The following is an 18,702-nucleotide window of genomic DNA, read 5'->3' on the forward strand; positions in this document are numbered from 1 at the left end:
GGAATCCCTGACTCTTTCCCCGATTTCCGTCTGATTTCTTATTGCGGTGGGACTCACCCTTATGGCAGTCTACGGCTTGTGGGTTGTTGGGTACCCACCACGATATGTCGGCCAACCGCCTCAAGAATGGTTCATCCGGAGCCGCAAGGCGGAAATGGTTGGGGAGTGGGTCGATGGCGTTATCGCGACATGAGCGGACCAGACGAAAAGTCGATCTCAACCCGCTCGAGATGATCGAGAAGGTCGTCTCCGCCAACGATTGGCCCTTCGACCGCACATCCGACCGAGAGATCGCCGTCGAGGTCGCCGGCCGCTGGTGCGACTACCGCATGTTCTTCAGCTGGCGCGAGGACGTAGAGGCGCTGCACTTCACCTGCGCCTACGACGTGCGTATCCCGACCGAGCGCCACAACGACATCCATGTGCTGCTGGCGCTGATCAACGAGAAGATGTGGCTGGGCCACTTCGATCTGTGGACTGACGAAGGCCTGCCGATGTTCCGCCACGCCATCCCCTTGCGCGGCACCACGGGCCTGATGCCCGAGCAGCTCAACGACCTGGTCGAAGTGGCGATCAGCGAAAGCGAGCGCTTCTATCCTGCCTTTCAGTACGTCGTGTGGGCCGGCAAGACGCCCCTCGACGCGTTGACCGCCTCGATCCTCGAGACGGTCGGCGAAGCCTGAGCGGAAAAGGACCCTCCGACGCCCCCTCTCGTAAGAAACGAAGACCAATAAGTCTATGTAGTTGGATTGTCCTCAGCGGCGCCGGTCCCCCAGACCGGCGCCGCGACGATTCAGGGGCGTCCTGTGGGTTGTCGAAATCGCATCGACATTCAGCCTTGTCATGATTTCATCCGAATTGGAGAAGGCTAAAAGTGGCGACCCGTTTGTCGCTCCCTAAGGCTTAATTATGTATTTGCTGAACTTGGTCGTGACACTGCTTGTCGCTATCGCCAGCACGACGGCGCTGGCACAAGAAGCAGGCGGTATCTCTTCGTCGGCGATCTCGCGCTGTGCCGGCAAAATCGGCTTGGATACGCGCGAGGCCGATGCAGCTTTCAGCGCCATCCTGCTCGATGGGCCTTGGGTCACGATCGAGCGGGTCGAAGATCAAGTGGGAACGCAAACAATCTCGACCGTGGTCACTGGCACCGGAGCGCGCCGGCGGCGCGACGGAACCTTCGTACCATTTCGCTATACCTGCCTGTTGGATACAAAAGGCCAGGCGGTCATGCTTCACACCAGCCATCCCGCCCCGCAACTTGGCGATACGCTCCCACCGGCAACCATGATCGACGGATCGGCCGCATACGCCGAGACGACACTGCCAAGAGGCGCCGAGCTACGCATCCAGCTCCTCGACAAGTCGACGTCAGCGCCTGAAGAAATCTTGGCGGAACAGGTCGTGCGGATCGGCAGGCCAACGCCTATCCCCTTTGCTCTGCGGGTGCCTAAGGATGTCTCGTTGGATGGACGCAATCTGGCGATTGCCGCCCGGCTGGTCGTTGGGCGCCAGACGCTATTTCAGCTCAAGGAGCCGCGCGCCGTCGTCGCCGACGATCTCCGCAAATCCATCGATCTGACCCTTGAGAAGGTGGATCAAGCCAAGCGCTGAGACCGGCGCTGCGACGATTCTGGGGTCATGATCCGGACCGGGCATCCGGGTATAACGCTCGCCGAATGAACCCCCTCGTCATCCCCTATCCCGAAATCGATCCCGTCCTGGTCCAGTTCGGGCCGCTCGCCATCCGCTGGTACGCCCTCGCCTATATCGCAGGCTTGGTCATCGGCTGGCAGATCGTCCGCCGCCTGTGCGAGCAGTCGCCCAAGGTGCTGACGCCGGCCAAGATCGACGACTTCCTGCTGTGGGCGGCGCTGGGCGTCATCCTGGGCGGCCGGCTGGGCTATGTGCTGTTCTACAAGCCCGGCTTCTACCTCGCGAACCCGCTCGCCATCCTGACCCTGTGGGAAGGCGGCATGTCGTTCCACGGCGGCTTCCTGGGCGTCATCGTCGCCACCATCGTCTTCTCCCTGCGCAACAAGACCGACCCCTTCCTGCTGGGTGACCTTCTGGCCATCGTGTCGCCGATCGGCCTGTTCTTCGGCCGGCTGGCCAACTTCATCAACGGCGAGCTGTGGGGGCGCACGACCGACGTCGCCTGGGCCATGGTGTTTCCACGCGGCGGCCCGTTGCCGCGCCATCCCAGCCAGCTCTACCAGGCCTTCTTCGAGGGCATCGCGTTGTTTGCTGTCATGATGCTGATGTGGCGACTGACCGACGGCCGTCATCGACCCGGCCTGCTCTGCGGCGTGTTCTTCGCGGGCTACGGCGTTGCCCGCATCGTCGGCGAGCTGTTCCGCGAGCCCGACGCGCATCTCGGCTATCTGTGGGGGCCAATCACCATGGGCATGCTGCTGTCGGTGCCATTGCTGTTCATTGGCGCCTGGCTGATCACTCGTGCCTACGCCCGGCCGCCCGTGTCATGACCCCCGTGTCATGACCATAGAGTTGTCGTGAACACTGAGCTCGGCCGGCTGATCGCCCAACGGATCGCGCTCAGCGGCCCGATCTCGCTCAGCGACTTCATGGCCGAGGCGCTCGGCCATCCGCGGCTCGGCTACTACCGCGAGGCCCTGCCCGTCGGCGCCGCCGGCGACTTCACGACGGCACCCGAGATCTCCCAGATGTTCGGCGAGCTTTTGGGGGCGTGGCTCGCCGAGCGCTGGCTGGCGATGGGATGGCCATCGCCGGTGCGCCTGGTCGAGCTCGGCCCGGGACGCGGCACGTTGATGGCCGATGCCATGCGAGCGACCCGCGGCGTGCCGGGCTTTCATGCCGCGATCGATCTCCATCTCGTCGACATCAACGAGCAGCTGCGCACCCTGCAGGGCGAGGTACTCGCCGCCTACAAGCCGACATGGCATGCCCGCTTCGACGATGTCCCCGAGGGGCCGCTGCTGTTGGTCGCCAACGAGTTCTTCGACGCCCTGCCCGTGCGCCAGTTCGAGAGGACCGCGCGCGGCTGGGCCGAGCGCATGGTCGGCCTTGCCGACGACGGCAGCCTGCGCCTGGCGCTGGCGCCCGGCGTGACGCCTTATGCATCGGCGCTGCCCGACGCCCCGGTCGGCGCGCAGGCCGAGCTCTGCGAGGCCGGCCTTGCCCTCGCCGGCGCGATTGGCGAGCGCCTCCAGCGCTTCGCCGGCTGGGCGCTGATCGTGGATTACGGCCATGACGGCGCGCTCGGCGCCTCGCTGCAGGCCGTCCGCGGCCATCGCGGGACCGATATCCTCGACCGGCCAGGCGAGACGGATCTCAGCGCCCATGTCGATTTCGCCGCTTTGGCGCAGGCGACCGGCCGGCCGACCTTCGGCCCGGTCGGCCAGGGCGACTTCCTGCGGCGCCTGGGCATCGCCGAACGGGCCAAAGCCCTGAAAGCCCGTGCCACCGAGGCCCAGCGCGCCGCGATCGATGCGGCGTTGGCTCGCTTGATCGCGCCCGACCAAATGGGCACCCTCTTCCGCGTTTTGGCCGTGGGCGACGACAGAAGCGCTGCGCCGGCCGGTTTTGCGGATACCCCCTCGGACTAGAACATGATCCAAGCGCGCACCCTTGCCGACCTCGATGGCGTGCAGCATCGCTTCTTCACGCGCCAGGGCGGCGTGAGCGACGGCCTCTACTCCTCGCTCAACTGCGGCTACGGCTCGGGCGATCAGCCCGACAATGTGCGCGAGAACCGCCGCCGCGCCGCCGCCGAGTTCGCCCTCGGCGAGACCGACCTCCTGACCGTGCACCAGATCCATTCGACCGACGTGCTGACCGTCGGCGCCGAGCGCTGGACCTCGCCCGGCGCGCCCAAGGGCGACGCGCTGGTGACCGACCGTCCGGGCGTCGTTTTGGGCGTGCTGGCGGCCGACTGCGCGCCGGTCCTGTTCGCCGATGCCGAGGCACAGGTGATCGGCGCGGCCCATGCCGGCTGGAAGGGCGCGCTGGGTGGAGTCGTCGACACCACCATCGCCGCCATGGAGAAGCTCGGCGCGCGGCGCGAACGTGTGCGCGCCGCCATCGGCCCCTGCATCGGTGCGGCCTCCTACGAGGTCGGCCCGGAGTTCCCCGCGCCGTTCCTCGAGCAGGACGCCGCCAACGATGCGTTCTTCCGTCCGGCCAAGCGCGCCGGCCATTTCATGTTCGATCTCGCGGGCTATCTGTTGCGGCGGTTCGCGCTGGCCGGTGTGACGGCCTGCGCCACGGGTCACGATACGCTGGCGGCGACCGACGATTTCTTCAGCTATCGTCGCAACACCTTGAACGGCGTGAGCGACTACGGCCGCGGCCTGTCGGCCGTGGCCCTCCGGGGATGACGTGCCCTACCTGATCATCCTGATGTTCTGCTGCCTGCTCGGCGTGATCGCGACATGCGCCATGCTGTGAGGCGCCTGCTCGAGCTGATGCTGGGCCCAGTGATCGGGCTCGCCGTGCTGTCGGCCTGCGCGCCGCCGCCGCGGCCCTTCGAGCACGATTCGTCGGTGACCACCAATCGCCGGCTGGCGCGCGACAAGATCGAGCTCGCCATCGGCGCGCCGCGCAACATGCCGCCGGAGATGGGCCAGCGCGTGGCGGCCGCCCTCGCCATGGAACTGCAGGCCTACGGCATCATCGCCACGGTGCAGCCGGCCGACGCGCCGATCCAGGTGGGCGGCACCATGAGCACGCGCGATTCCGGCGAAACCGGCATCGAGATCCAGATCGACTGGAGCGTCGAGGGCGCGCCCAAGACACAAGAGCCGCAGACCAGCCGCACCCGCGCACGCCCCGAGGACTACGGCGAGCAAAGCGAACGTCTGGTCTCGCGTATCGCCCAGCAAGCCGCCCCGCGCGTCGCCACCCTGATCGGCAAGCCGCCCACATTCATGGCGCGCTCGCCCGGCCAGGTCGCGGCCGGCATGAGCGTGCCGATGGAGCAGCCGGTCGATCCGGTGACGGCGACAGCGATGGCGGCCGCATCGTCCGGCGCGCCGCCGCCTGCTTCTACCCGGGCGGCGCAGCCGCAAGAGCCGCAGGTCAAGGTGCTGGTCGCGCCGGTTACCGGCGCGCCGTCCGACGGCAATCGCCAGCTCTACTCCGGCATGCGCCGCGCCCTGGGCTCGAGCAAGATCGTCATCGTCGACGCCGGGGGCGCCGACGTCTTCACCGTGATCGGCAATGTCACGCTGACGGAGATCGACGACAAGCGCGGCCAACTCGTCATCAAATGGCTGGTCAAGGACCCGGCCGGCCGCAATGTCGGCGACCTCGAACAGTCCAACCCCGTGCCGCTCGCCGCGGCCAAGGGCAGCTGGGCGGGGTTCGGCGACATTGTCGCGACGGCCGCCTCAGAAGGTGTGCTGGAACTGCTGGAAAAGGCGATCAACCGGCCGCATCAGTGAACCTTACAGCGCGGCCGAATCGGCTTGTCAGAGGGGGGTCCGGGGCTGCTACTGTCCCCGCGAGCGGCTCGATTCTTGCACAGAAGGCCGCGCTATAGGGAGACGGTTGCTTATGTTCGATTTCAGGAGGTCGATCGCGACGTTCGTTGCGGCGGCGAGTACCGTTGTGGGCGTCGCTGGCTTGATGGGTATCGCCCCGGCCAGCGCGCAGACACTCAAAGTGGTGATGCATTCGGACGTCAAGATCCTCGATCCGATCTGGACTACCGCCTACATCCAACGCAATCACGGCTACATGGTGTGGGACACGCTCTTCGCGATGGACGAGAAGTTCGCCGTGAAGCCGCAGATGGTCGACAAGTACGACGTGTCGGCCGACAAGCTCACCTGGACCTTCACGCTGCGCGACGGCCTCGAGTGGACGAACGGCACGCCCGTCACCGCCGAGGACTGCATCGCCTCAATCAAGCGCTGGGCGGCCCGCGATTCGATGGGCCAGAAGATGATGGGCTCGGTCGTCGGCCTCGAGGTCGTCGATGCCAAGACCTTCAAGATGAAGATGAAGGAGCCGTACGGTCTCGTGCTCGAGTCGCTCGGCAAGCCGTCGTCGAACGTGCCCTTTATGATGCCGAAGAAGACCGCCGAAACCGACCCGATGCAGCAGATCAAGGTCGAGGACGTGATCGGTTCGGGTCCATTCATCTTCAAGGCCGACGAGTGGAAGCCGGGCGAGAAGATCGTCTATCTCAAGAACCCCAAGTACAAGCCGCGCAACGAGCCGCCCTCGGGCCTGGCCGGCGGCAAGGTCGTGAAGCTCGAACGCGTCGAATGGATCACCATGCCGGACGTGCAGACCCAGGTCGGCGCCCTGCAGAACGGCGAGATCGACATGATCGAAGCGCCGGGCCACGACCTGCTGCCGCTGCTCGCCAAGGACAAGAACATCCAGCTGGTCAACTTCAACCCGCTGGGCAACCAGTACACCTTCCGCTTCAACAGCACGGCCAAGCCCTTCGACAATCCGAAGATCCGCCACGCCGTGTTCGTGGCCTTCGGCCAGGAAGACTTCCTCAAGGCCACGATCGGCGACGCCCAGTGGTACAAGGTCTGCAAGGCGCCGTTCGTCTGCGGCACGCCGCTCGCTACCGATGCCGGCATGGCCGACGTCCTGAATGCCAACTCGGCCAAGGCCAAGCAGCTGCTGCAGGAGGCGGGCTATGACGGCACGCCGATCGTGCTGATGCAGTCGACCGACCTGCAGGTGTTGACCAACCTCGCGCCGGTCGCCAAGGCGTTCCTCGAGCGCGCCGGCTTCAAGGTCGACATGCAATCGATGGACTGGCAGACCCTGGTCGCCCGCCGCGTCAAGAAGGACCCGCCGGACAAGGGCGGCTGGCACGCCTTCCTCACCTCGTGGGTGGCGGCGGACATCCTGAACCCGGTGATGGCCGGCTTCTTCAACGCTGCGTGCGACAAGGCGATGTTCGGCTGGCCGTGCGACGAGACGATCGAGAAGTTCCGCGACCAGTTCGCCAAGGAGACCGACCCGGCCAAGCAGAAGGAGATCGTCGAGAATCTGCAGAAATACTGGGTCGATCACCCGACGCACGTCAACGTCGGCCAGTGGTATGCACCGATCGCCCGTCGCACCACCGTCGACGGCAACCTGACGGCGCCGGTGCCGGTGTTCTGGAACGTGACCAAGAAGTAAGAGTGAGCGTACCGAGGGAGGCCGGAGCGGGGATCCGAGCCTCCCTCGTCATTTAAGAAAACTGGAGGGGACTTATGAAGATGATGCGGCGCACTCTCGCAGCGTTTGCTGCTGGTGCGATCCTGGCGAGCGCCAGCTCGGCGATGGCGCAGAACAAGGTTCTGCGGTTCGTGCAGAACGGCAATTTGACGATCCTCGATCCGATCTGGACGACGGCCTACGTCACCCGAAACCACGGCTATTTCATCTACGACACGCTGTTCGCGTCGGACGAGAACAACGCGGTCAAGCCGCAGATGGTCGACAAGTACGAGGTCTCGCCCGACAAGACGGTGTGGACCTTCACCTTGCGCGACGGCCTGGAATGGCACGACGGCAAGCCCGTCACCTCCGACGACTGCATCGCCTCGATCCAGCGCTGGGGCAAGCGCGACGCCATGGGGCTCAAGCTCATGGACTTCGTCAAGGAGTTCAAGAAGGTCGATGACAAGACCTTCCAGATGGTGCTGAAGGAGCCCTACGGCTTGGTCCTCGATTCGCTGGGAAAGCCCAGCTCCAACGTGCCGTTCATGATGCCCAAGGCGGTCGCCGAGACCGACGCCATGAAGCAGATCGACAGCCAGATCGGCTCGGGTCCCTTCATCTACGTCAATGCCGAGTCCAAGCCCGGCGAAAAGCACGTCTACGTCAAGAACCCGAAGTACAAGCCGCGTTCCGAGCCCGCCTCGGGACTGGCCGGGGGCAAGGTGGTCAAGGTCGACCGCGTCGAGATCATCGAGATGCCCGACCCGCAGCAGCAGGTGAACGCCCTCGTCGCCGGCGAGATCGACCTGATCGAGCAGCCGCCGCACGACCTGATCCCGATCCTGAAGAAGGAAAAGAGCGTGCAGCTGGTCGACTGGAACCCGCTGGGTCACCAGTTCATCATCCGCTTCAACCATGTCGTGAAGCCGTTCGATAATCCCAAGATCCGCCAGGCCGCGCTGCTGGCGATGCGCCAGGAGGACTACCTCAAGGCAACGGTCGGCGAGCCGGAGTACTACAAGGTCTGCTCGGCGGCGTTCGTCTGCGGCACGCCCAATGCCTTCGACGCGCCCAATGGGCTGCTGGTCAAGCCCGACTTCGAGAAGGCCAAGGCGCTTCTCAAGGAAGCCGGCTATGACGGCACGCCGGTCGTGCTGATGCAGTCGACGACCCTGCCGGTTCTGACCAACACCGCGCCGGTCACCAAGCAGCTCCTCGAGCAGGCCGGCTTCAAGGTCGACATGCAGTCGATGGACTGGCAGACCCTGGTCACGCGCCGCACCAAGAAGGATCCCGCCGACAAGGGTGGCTGGAACATCCTGCACACCTTCTCGGTCGCCGCCGACATCCTGAACCCGATCTCGACGTCGTACATGGTCGCCCAGGGCGACAAGTCGTGGTTCGGCTGGCCGACCGATCCGGAAATGGAGAAGCTGCGCGACGCCTACGCCAAGGAGACCGACCCGGCCAAGGGCAAGCAGCTCGCCAAGGCCGTGCAGGACCGTGCCCTGGAGACGGCCCAGTATGGCTGGATCGGCCAGTGGTACGGCCCGGGTGCGGCCCGCGCCAATGTGACCGGCTGGCTCAAGGCGCCGGTGCCGGTTATGTGGAATATTGAGAAGAAATGACACTGTGGGCCGCACCTCGGCGCGGCCCACAGTGTCATCCTGAGCGAAGCGAAGGATCCTTCGGGATCAGCAAAGGCCCCTCGCTTCGCTCGGGGTGACAGTTAGAGGGAAAATGCTCGACTTCATCGCCCGTCGTCTCGTCGCCATCATCCCCGTGCTCACGGTGGTGGCGGTGCTCGTCTTCCTCATGTTGCGGCTCACGCCGGGTGACCCGGCGGCGGTGATCGCCGGCGACAATGCCACCTCCGACCAGATCAACGACATCCGCGAGAAGCTCGGCCTGAACGAGCCGATCTGGACGCAGTTCGCCATCTGGATCGGCGACATCCTGCAGGGCAATTTCGGCGAGAGCTTCTTCTTCAAGAAGACCGTGGCCGAGCTCATCGCCCAGCGCATCGAGCCCACCCTGGCGCTCACCATCTGCACCCTGATCTTCGCCGTCGCCATCTCCGTGCCGATCGGCGTGATGGCCGCCTACCGCCAGGGCTCGATCTTCGATCGCATCGTCATGGCCTTCGCGGTGCTGGGCTTCTCGGTGCCGGGCTTCGTCATCGGGTATTGCCTGATCTACGTCTTCGCCATCGAGCTGGGTTGGCTGCCGGTCCAGGGCTACGTCCGCATCGGCGTCAATTTCTGGCAGTTCCTCGAGCGCATGGTGCTGCCCTCGCTCACCCTGTCGGTGGGCTTCATCGCGCTGATCTCGCGCATCACCCGCGCCTCGGTGCTGGAAGTGCTGAACGAGGACTACATCCGCACCGCCCGCGCCAAGGGCCTCTCCAACCGCGTCGTGCTGATGCGCCATGCGCTACGCAACGCGGCAGTGCCTATCCTGACCGTGATCGGTCTCGGCATCGCCATCCTGATGGGCGGCGCCGTGGTGACCGAGAGCGTGTTCGGCCTGCCCGGCCTCGGCCGCCTCACCGTCGAGGCCGTGCTCAGCCGTGACTTCCCGACCATCCAGACCGTCATCCTGATGTTCTCGGTGGTCTACGTCGTGATCAACCTGCTGGTCGACATCAGCTACACCATTTTCGATCCGAGGATCCGCTATTGACCGTCGCGACCGAAGACCTCGTCGACTCCGCCTCCATTGCGGCGGCATCGACCAAGCGCAAGAGCCTGTGGCTCGTTGCCCTGCGCAACCCGTTCGTCATCATCGGCGGCTCCATCCTGCTCGTCATGCTGGCGATCGCCGCCCTGGCGCCCTTCCTGGGCACAATCGACCCGACCCGCATCGATCCCGCGTCGCGCAACAAGAAGCCCGGCACCGAGATCACCATGCGCCTGGACGACGGCAAGACCGTCAAGCGCGTCGCCATCATGGGCACCGACAGCCTGGGTCGCGACGTCTATAGCCGCGTGATCTACGGCACGCGCGTGTCGCTGGCGGTCGGCGTCGCGGTCGCCGCGATCGCCGTTGCGATCGGCACCGTGATCGGCCTGATCTCGGGCTACGTCCGATGGCTCGACGGCATCATCATGCGCATCATGGATGGCTTGATGGCGATTCCGGGCATATTGCTCGCCATCGCCATGGTGTCGATCTGGCGCGCCGGCCTGATCACCGTGATCTTCGCCATCGTCGTGCCCGACGTGCCGCGTGTCGTCCGCCTGGTGCGCTCGATCGTGCTCACGGTCCGCGAGGAGCCCTATGTCGAAGGCGCCATCTCGGTCGGCACGCCGACCTGGGTGCTGATGTTCCGCCACATCCTGCCCAACACCATCGCGCCGCTGATCGTGCAGGGCACTTTCCTGGCCGCCGCCGCCATCCTGGTCGAGGCCGCGCTCAGCTTCCTCGGCATCGGCATCCCGCCGGAAATCCCGAGCTGGGGCAACATCATGGCCGAAGGCCGCACGCTGTTCCGCGTGTTCCCGCACAACATCTTCTATCCCGCCATCTTCCTCGCCTTCACCGTGCTCGCGATCAACATCATGGGCGACGGCCTGCGCGATACGCTGGATCCGAAGATGAGTAAAAAAGTGTGATGCGAGATGAGTGAAGCAAAGAAGCCGGTTCTCGAAGTTCGCAACCTCTCCGTCACGCTGCCCAAGGGCGCCGACCGCGAGTTCGCGGTCGAGAAGGTGAATTTCACCGTCAATCCGGGCGAGATCGTCTGCCTGGTGGGCGAATCGGGTTCGGGCAAGTCGGTGATCGCCTTCACCGTCATGGGCCTGCTCGCCAAGGCGCTGAAGCCCAGCGCCGGCGAGATCCTGCTGCAGGGCGAGAACATCCTGGCGGCGAGCGAGACCAGGCTGCGCGAGCTGCGCTGCACGCGCATGTCAATGATCTTCCAGGAGCCGATGACCGCCCTCAATCCGGTCATGCCCTGCGGCGAGCAGATCGACGAGGTGCTGAACACCCACACCAAGCTCGATGCCGCCCAGCGCAAGGCCAAGATCATCGCCATCCTCGAGCGCGTGAAGCTGCCCGAGCCCGAGCGCATCTACGCGTCCTATCCGCACCAGCTGTCGGGCGGCCAGCGCCAGCGCATCATGATCGCCATGGCGCTGGTGCTCGATCCCGTGCTGCTGATCGCCGACGAGCCGACCACCGCGCTCGACGTCACCACCCAGGCCGAGATCCTGAAGCTGATCGCCGAGCTGCAGGAAGGCCAGGGCACCGGCGTGCTGTTCATCACCCACGATTTCGGCGTCGTCGCCGAGATCGCCCATCGCGTGGCCGTGTTGCGCTGGGGCGAGCTGGTGGAGATGGGCCCGACCGAGCAGATCCTGTCGCGGCCCGTCGAGGGCTACACCAAGATGCTGATCTCCTCGGTGCCGTCGATCCATCCGCAGCACCGCGGCGTGCGCAAAGAGGGCATCACCGTCCTGCGCACCGAGAAGCTCGGCAAGGTCTACAGCGGCAAGAGCTTCTTCCAGAAGTCGCGCGTGGTGAAGGCCGCGGTCGACGTCGACCTCGACATCCGCAAGGGCGAGACCTTGGGCATCGTGGGCGAATCGGGCTCGGGCAAGTCGACGGTGGCGCGCTGCATTGCCCGCCTGATCGATCCGACCGACGGCAAGGTCTTTTTGGGCGACACCGAGATCGCCACCATGCCGGCCGGCAAGCTGCGCCCGCACCGCCGCAAGGTGCAGATCGTCTTCCAGGATCCCTACCGCTCGATGAACCCGCGCATCACGGTGGGCGAGTTCATCATCGAGGGGCCGATGAACTTCGGTCTCAAGCGCGAGGAGGCGATGGCCCGCGCCCGCAAGCTGATGGAGACGGTGCGGCTCGATCCCAACGCGCTCGACCGCTTCCCGCACCAATTCTCGGGCGGCCAGCGCCAGCGCATCTGCATCGCCCGCGCGCTCGCCATGGAGCCCGAGCTCCTGATCGCCGACGAGGCAGTGTCGGCGCTCGACGTCTCGGTGCAGAAGCAGGTGCTCGAGCTTTTGGACGAAATCCGCCAGCGCCTGAACCTCGCCGTGCTGTTCATCACCCACGACCTGCGCGTCGCCGCCCAGATCTGCGATTACGTCGCCGTGATGAGCAAGGGCCGCGTTGTCGAGTACGGCTCGGCCGAGCAGGTCTTCGGCGCGCCGCGCGACGACTACACCAAGGCGCTGTTCGCCGCCGCGCCCGGCCGGCACTGGGAATTCGGCAAGTTCGCGACCGCCTGATTCGGTGATAGACTTCGCGGCAAGGAAAGGCCTCTGGGCAACCGCTGCCGCGCCTCCCCCTGACCCGGCACGGGATGAGACGGTGAAACCGTGTCGAGGGAGGTACCCATGGCGGACAGCGTCTATAAAGTCATCGAGCTCGTAGGCACCAGCAGCGAATCCTGGGAGTTGGCGGCAAAGGCAGCCGTGGATCGGGCGGCGAAGTCGCTGCGCGACCTGCGCGTCGCCGAGGTCGTCGAGCAGGACCTGGTCATCGAAAAAGGCAAGGTCACGGCCTTCCGCACCAAGCTGAAACTCTCCTTCAAGTACGAAGGCGGCGGCTGATCTCTTGCCGGAGCGCGGACCTCCAGGTCCGCTCATAATCTTCCGGACCGCGCGCGTCTCGCGCGCTCATGAACCATGAGCGGGCCTGGAGGCCCGCGGTCCGGCAAGATAAGCTCGAGCATGTCCTCCGGCCTGCTCGAAGACGCCTCGTTCAACCAGTCGCCGGCGTTCGGCGATGTCGACCTGTTCAGCGCCGACCGGCCGCTGGCGGATGCGGCGGCGCGCGCCGGACTCGATCTCGCGAACCTGTCCGCGTGCGGCAAGGATTATGGCGCGCTGGCGACGCTCGATCTTGGCCGCGTCGCCAACGAGAACCCGCCCAAGCTCCACCTCGTCGATGGCAAGGGCAACCGGCTCGACCTGGTCGAGTTCCATCCCGCCTATCACGCCATGATGACCAAGAGCATCGGCCACGGCATCCACGCCTCGGCGCACGATGGCAGCGACAAGCCGGGCCCAGCCTCGACGCGCGCCGTGCGGCTCTATCTCGCGACCCAGGCAGAGAGCGGGCACATGTGCCCGATCACCATGACCCACGCCTGCATCGGCGCGCTGCGCTCGGAGCCCGCGCTGCTGGCGAAGTGGCTGCCGAAGATCCAGACCCGCACCTACGATCCGCGCCCGTTGCCGTGGTGGGAGAAGAACGGTGTCACGCTGGGCATGGGCATGACCGAGCGCCAGGGCGGTACCGACGTGCGCGCCAACATCACGCGCGCCGTGGCCCACGGCGACCATGTCGAGATCACCGGCCACAAATGGTTCATGTCGGCGCCGATGTGCGATGCCTTCCTGGTGCTGGCGCAAGCAGAAGGTGGGCTCACCTGCTATCTGATGCCGCGCTACCGGCCCGACGGATCGAAGAACCAGATCCGCTTCCAGCGCCTGAAGGACAAGCTCGGCAACAAGTCGAATGCCTCCTCCGAGGTCGAGTTCCACGGCGCCTATGCCGAGCGCGTCGGCGCCGAGGGCGCCGGCGTGCGCACCATCATCGAGATGGTGAACCTCACACGGCTCGATTGCGCCATCGCCTCGGCCGGCCAGTCGCGCATTGCGCTCAGCCAGGCGCTGCACCACATCCGCAACCGCTCGGTGTTCCAGCGCAGGCTCGCCGACCAGCCGTCGATGCGCGCCACCGTCGCTGACCTGGCGCTCGAGCTCGAGGCGCAGGTCGCGCTGGTGTTCCGCCTGTGCCGCGCCTCCGAGCGCGCGCACGACGATCTTGCAGAAGCCGCCTACGTGCGCCTGCTGACGCCCGCAGTAAAATTCCTGGTGTGCAAGAGCACGCCGCAGCTCGTCTACGAATCGCTCGAGTGCCTGGGCGGCAACGGCTACACCGAAGACCTGCCGTTGGCGCGTTACTTCCGCGAATCGCCGCTCAACGCCATCTGGGAGGGCTCGGGCAACGTCATGGCGCTCGACGTGCTGCGCGCCGCCGGTCGCCATCCCGACCAGGCGATGGCAACGGTGAACGCCCTGGCCAGGACCGCCGCGCCAGCCTTCGACGTGCGGCCGTTGGCCGAGACCTTGGCCAAGGTGCTGCAGTCGGGCGACGCCGAACGGCGCGCACGCTTCCTGTGCGAGGGCCTGGCCAAGATCGCGGCCCTCGCCGCTCTCGCCGAAGCCAAGTCCGACTTCGCCACGCTCTACGGCGACACCCGCCTCAAGGGCGCGTGCTTCGCGCAGTTCGGCACGGCCGATCTCGGCAGCGCCGAGCAGGCCCTGATGGACCGCGCCCTCGCTGCGTGATGATGGCGGCGTGATGCTTTTGACCTCCGTCGACTGGGCCTTGCGCGGCGCCACCTGCGCCCTGGTGGTCCTGATCGCCGCCACCCTGCTGCGCGACCACGGACGGCTTCTCGCCGCGCGGCTGGCGGCATTGTTCGCCGTCGGCACCGGCACCTATGCCATCACCTCGGTGGCAGGCTTCTCGCCGCAGCTCGGCCTCTGGACGATCCCCCTGCTCGCCCTGTCGGCCGGCAACAACGTGGTCTTCTGGGCATTCAGCGGTGCGCTGTTCGACGACAGCTTCCGCCTGCGCTGGTGGCACATCGCCCTGTGGCTGGTGCTGGTGATCGCCGGCACCGCCGGCTGTTTCCTGTCGTCGCGAACGCTCGGTCTGGCGCTGACGCTCAGCTCCTTCGCCTTTGCCGTGCTGGCCATGGCGCAGGCGGTGACATCATGGCGCGACGACCTCGTCGAGCGCCGGCGGCGGCTGCGCCTTTTCGTCGTGGTCGCCTCCTCGCTCTACATCGGGCTTGTCGCCACGGCCCAGCTCGCCGGCCTGCAACGCACGGCACCCGAGGGCACGAGCCTCGGCGGCGCGGCGGGCCTGCTCATCATCGCGGGCATCGTCGCCTGGTCGTTGCTGAGTGTCGGACGCGAGCAATCGCTGTTCGCCGTCACGACCGGCCTGCCGCGGCCGGTCGAAGAGCCCCCGGCGCCGGCCGTCGAGCCGGGCGACCAGGAACTTGTCGCCAAGCTCGAGCGGCTCATGGCCGTCGAGCGGGCCCATCGCCAGGACGGCCTCACCATCGGCGCCCTGGCGAGCCAACTCGGCCTGCCCGAATACCGCCTGCGCCGCCTGATCAACCAGGCGCTGGGCTACCGGAACTTCAACAGTTTCGTGAACCGCTACCGCATCGCCGAGGTCAAGGCGGCCCTGGCCGATCCGAGCCAGGCCGATGTCCCGGTCCTGACCCTGGCCCTCGACGCAGGCTTCAGCTCGCTGGGCCCCTTCAACCGCGCCTTCAAGGCCGAAACCGGCGTCACCCCCAGTGAATATCGCCGGGTGGCGGGAATCGGCCAGCCGATTCCAGAATCAGCGAGCCCCCTTTCAAACTCGGCGAGAAGCAATCTGGCCGCTCACTAGGCTCACCTGACCAACCGTCAGGGAGCTATTCATGCGCCATGCTATTTCTTTCGCCCTGCTCGGCGCCACGCCGGCGCTCCTGGGCTGCGGCAGTCTCGACCGCGCGACCGACGTGGCGACCGGCTACGTCAGCCACCAGCTCTGCTCCGCCGCCTTCGTCTCGCGGGTCGAGCCCGAGCAGTTCTATCGCGAGGCCATCGCCCCCATCCTGGCGCCGGTGAGCTTCCTGTCCGGCCATCGGGTCGATCGCGAGCGCGAGCAGGTGACCGCGAGCTTCGCCGGCGTCTCGCAGGCCCGCGCCATCGATCGCGGCCCGCTGGGCTGCCTGGTCTTGCAAGGCGAGCCGCCCGCGCCGGTCACCCTGCCGCCTCACACGCCGGCGCCTGCCCTGCTCACCGAGATCGGCGGTCCGACCGTCGTCGAGCCCACCCAGCCTGCCCTGAAGCAGGCCCTCGACCGCGCCTTCACCGAGAACGCCAACCCGCCCTATCGCAACACCAAGGCCGTGGTCGTCGTGCGTGACGGCAGCGTGATCGCCGAGCGCTATGCCCCGGGCTACGGCATCGACACCCAGGTGATGGGCTGGTCGGCCACCAAGTCCGTCACCAACGCCTTGATCGGCATCCTGGCGCGGCAGGGCAAGGTCTCCTTGGAAGGTCCCGCACCGATCGCCGCCTGGGCCAACCCGAAGGATCCGCGTCACGCCATCTCGATCGACAACCTTTTGCGCATGAACAGTGGCCTCGACATCGGCGATTCGCTCACCGCCCGCGCCTCCACCGCCTTCGATGCCTCGGCCTACATGGTGTTCGGCGTGCGCGACATGGCGGCCTTCGCCGAGAAGGCGCCACTCAAGGCCGCGCCCGGCGCGGCTGCGTCGTGGAACTACACCAACGGCAACACGCTCCTGCTGTCCAGGATCATCCGCGACAATGCGGGCGGCGATGCTGCCTCCACCCTCGCCTTCGCCCGTCGCGAACTGTTCGACAAGCTCGGCATGCGCCACGTGACGTTGGAGTTCGACGCCGCGGGCACGCCCATCGGCTCCAGCCACATGCTGGCCTCGGCGCGCGATTGGGCGCGCTTCGGCCTGCTCTATCTCAACGACGGCGTGGTCGGCGGCGAGCGGCTGCTGCCGCCCGGCTGGGTCGACTACTCGGCAACGCCGACGCCGGGCAGCGAGCGCTTCGGCTATGCCGCGGGCTTCTGGACCAACCGCGGCAACGGCGAGGGCCAACGCTATCGCATCGCCCGCGGCATCCCGGCCGAAGCCTTCTTCGCTCGCGGAGCGAACGGGCAGTACGTCATCATCGTGCCCTCGCAGCGCTTGGTGGTGGCGCGCTTCGGCCCCGCCTTCACCGAGCGCGACGACATGGATGTCGTGGCGCGCCTCGTGGCCGACGTCATGCAAGCCCTGCCGCCCGCGTGACTCCCGCCATCGCCGAATTCCCGCGGCCTTGAGCTGCATCAAGGCGCACCTGCTACGGGTCGGGCTCGATCCGTCGCGGGTCCGCGAACGAAGGGGAAGCGATGGGACCGCCCTACGATGCCATCGTGATCGGCGCAGGCCTGGGCGGCCTCACGGCGGCGGCGCTGCTCGCCCGGGCCGGCCGCCGGACGCTCATCATCGAGCGCAATGAATCGGTCGGCGGCGCGGCATCGACCTACAAAGTCGGCGACCTGTCGATCGAAGCTTCCCTTCACGAAACAGCCGATCCCGCCGATCCGATCGATCCCAAGCACGCCATTCTCGCCCGCATCGGAGTCCTTGACGCCGTCGAATGGGTGCCGACCGGCTCGATCTACGAGGTTCGCGGCGGGCCCGTCGGACAACCGTTCGTCCTGCCTGACGGCTTTGCAGCAGCCCGTTCCGCCCTGGCCGAGCGCTTCCCCTCCAGCGAGGCGGGCGTCGCCGCAGTGTTGGGCGACATGGAACGCATCACATCCGGCCTCGGCACACTCAGCCGGCGGCGAGAAGCATTTCGCGATCCGCGCGAAGGTCTTGCGGCGCTCATCAAGCTTGCTCCGATGGTCCGCGACTGGCGGCGATCGGTAGCGCAGGTGTTCGACCGGGCATTCGGCGACAATGAGGCGCTGAAGTGTGCGCTGGCCGCAAACCTTCCCTATTGGCACGACGATCCCGATCGATTGTGGTGGGTTCTGTTCGCGGTGGCACAAGGTGGCTACCTGGCGTCCGGCGGACGCTACGTCCGCGGCGGCTCGGCGCGCCTCAGTCAGGCGCTGGCCGACGCCACGAAGCAGGCAGGCGGCGAGATCCTGCTGGGCCGCCAGGTGACGGACATCCGCCTCGACGGCGACGGTTCCCCGTCGGGAGTCGTGCATGTGGACCGACAAGGCGGCGAGCCCGCGGAGGCACGGGCGCCGGTCATTGTCGCCAATGCAGCCCCCGCCGTGCTGGCGGCAATGCTGCCGTCGTCGGCACGAGGCCGCTTCGGGTCGGCCTATGCCGGTCTTCCGTCGTCGATTTCGCTGTTTTCGGCGACGTTCGGACTATCGGTCCGTCCCGCGACGCTTGGCTTTCGAAGCTATGCGACCTTCCTGCTGCCGTCATGGCTGCGGAGCCTGTCCGACTATCGCCGCAGTGCGGACCTGCTCGAAGCCGCGCCGGGACACAAGCCGCCGCCGATGACCGTCGTCGACTACTCCGCCATCGATTCCCGATTAGGGGGGCCGCCCTATCCGGTCTCCGTGGTCGGCGTCGATCGGCTGGCCAACTGGATCGGACTCGACAAGGCCGACCGCGACGCCAAACGAGAGCAATGGCAGCAAGCCATCATGACCGCGATTGATCGTGAATTTCCCGGTTTCGCTACGCACGTCGTTGCCTCGGTCTTCAACACGGCGCTGTCGATGCACAACTACCTCAATACACCCGGCGGTGCAGTCTACGGCTTCGCCCCGCTGCCGCCGTCCGGCCCGATCTGGCGCGGCGTCCGGCGCTCGCCGAGGACGCCCATTCGCGGACTCTATCTGGCGTCGTCGTACGCGGGCAGCGGGGGCTTCACGGGCGCCATCCTTGCCGGCGGCGCCGCGGCTGGGATGATCCTCTGACGCTCGAATGGTTGCGGTGATCCCGCA

The 18,702-nt window shown here is 66.5% G+C and carries 16 protein-coding genes; all 16 read left to right on the top strand.

From position 1 onward, the window contains the following. Positions 1-173: 173 nt before the first annotated feature. Positions 174-683 (top strand): type III secretion system chaperone family protein, encoded by a 510-nt coding sequence (locus RSO01_RS27435; protein ID WP_147153476.1) that lies wholly within the window; start codon positions 174-176, stop codon positions 681-683. 226 nt (positions 684-909) lie between these two features. Next, complete coding sequence (locus tag RSO01_RS27440; RefSeq protein ID WP_147153478.1) at positions 910-1,614, top strand: YbaY family lipoprotein; 705 nt, start codon at positions 910-912, stop codon at positions 1,612-1,614. A 65-nt stretch (positions 1,615-1,679) separates the two neighbouring features. Beyond that, positions 1,680-2,486 carry a prolipoprotein diacylglyceryl transferase gene (gene lgt / locus RSO01_RS27445; protein WP_147153480.1) on the top strand — a complete coding sequence of 269 codons (807 nt, stop codon included), beginning with the start codon at positions 1,680-1,682 and terminating at the stop codon, positions 2,484-2,486. Positions 2,487-2,513: 27 nt separating this feature from the next. Next, the gene (locus RSO01_RS27450) at positions 2,514-3,587 is read left to right on the top strand and encodes a class I SAM-dependent methyltransferase (RefSeq protein WP_246158854.1); all 1,074 of its coding nucleotides are present in this window, start codon (positions 2,514-2,516) and stop codon (positions 3,585-3,587) included. Between the two features lie 3 nt (positions 3,588-3,590). Further along, positions 3,591-4,358 (top strand): peptidoglycan editing factor PgeF, encoded by a 768-nt coding sequence (gene pgeF / locus RSO01_RS27455; RefSeq protein WP_147153482.1) that lies wholly within the window; start codon positions 3,591-3,593, stop codon positions 4,356-4,358. A gap of 54 nt (positions 4,359-4,412) precedes the next feature. Then, on the top strand, positions 4,413-5,423 hold the full coding sequence (locus tag RSO01_RS27460) for a hypothetical protein (protein WP_147153484.1): 1,011 nt from the start codon (positions 4,413-4,415) through the stop codon (positions 5,421-5,423). Positions 5,424-5,607: 184 nt separating this feature from the next. Continuing rightward, a complete protein-coding gene (locus tag RSO01_RS27465) occupies positions 5,608-7,134 on the top strand; it encodes an ABC transporter substrate-binding protein (RefSeq protein WP_246158855.1) in 1,527 nt (508 codons plus the stop codon). Positions 7,135-7,208: 74 nt separating this feature from the next. Further along, a complete protein-coding gene (locus tag RSO01_RS27470) occupies positions 7,209-8,786 on the top strand; it encodes an ABC transporter substrate-binding protein (protein WP_147153488.1) in 1,578 nt (525 codons plus the stop codon). Positions 8,787-8,898: 112 nt separating this feature from the next. Further along, complete coding sequence (locus RSO01_RS27475) at positions 8,899-9,840, top strand: ABC transporter permease (protein WP_147153490.1); 942 nt, start codon at positions 8,899-8,901, stop codon at positions 9,838-9,840. Beyond that, positions 9,837-10,772 (top strand): ABC transporter permease, encoded by a 936-nt coding sequence (locus RSO01_RS27480; protein WP_246158857.1) that lies wholly within the window; start codon positions 9,837-9,839, stop codon positions 10,770-10,772. Before RSO01_RS27475 ends, RSO01_RS27480 begins: the two co-directional genes overlap by 4 nt. 6 nt (positions 10,773-10,778) lie before the next feature. After that, a complete protein-coding gene (locus RSO01_RS27485; RefSeq protein WP_147153492.1) occupies positions 10,779-12,410 on the top strand; it encodes an ABC transporter ATP-binding protein in 1,632 nt (543 codons plus the stop codon). Between the two features lie 108 nt (positions 12,411-12,518). Beyond that, positions 12,519-12,734, top strand: a complete 216-nt coding sequence (locus RSO01_RS27490; protein ID WP_147153494.1) for a dodecin family protein — start codon at positions 12,519-12,521, stop codon at positions 12,732-12,734. Positions 12,735-12,854: 120 nt separating this feature from the next. Next, complete coding sequence (locus RSO01_RS27495) at positions 12,855-14,480, top strand: acyl-CoA dehydrogenase family protein (protein WP_147153496.1); 1,626 nt, start codon at positions 12,855-12,857, stop codon at positions 14,478-14,480. Positions 14,481-14,493: 13 nt separating this feature from the next. Further along, entirely contained in the window at positions 14,494-15,603 is a 1,110-nt protein-coding gene (locus tag RSO01_RS27500; protein WP_147153498.1) for a helix-turn-helix domain-containing protein, read from the top strand. A 31-nt stretch (positions 15,604-15,634) separates the two neighbouring features. Beyond that, positions 15,635-17,032: a serine hydrolase domain-containing protein gene (locus RSO01_RS27505; protein WP_147153500.1), complete on the top strand. Its 1,398-nt coding sequence runs from the start codon at positions 15,635-15,637 to the stop codon at positions 17,030-17,032. A gap of 101 nt (positions 17,033-17,133) precedes the next feature. Beyond that, positions 17,134-18,675, top strand: coding sequence for a phytoene desaturase family protein (locus RSO01_RS27510; RefSeq protein ID WP_147153502.1), 1,542 nt, complete (start codon positions 17,134-17,136; stop codon positions 18,673-18,675). Positions 18,676-18,702: the final 27 nt, after the last annotated feature.

Source organism: Reyranella soli (assembly GCF_007992495.1).
Lineage (GTDB): Bacteria > Pseudomonadota > Alphaproteobacteria > Reyranellales > Reyranellaceae > Reyranella > Reyranella soli.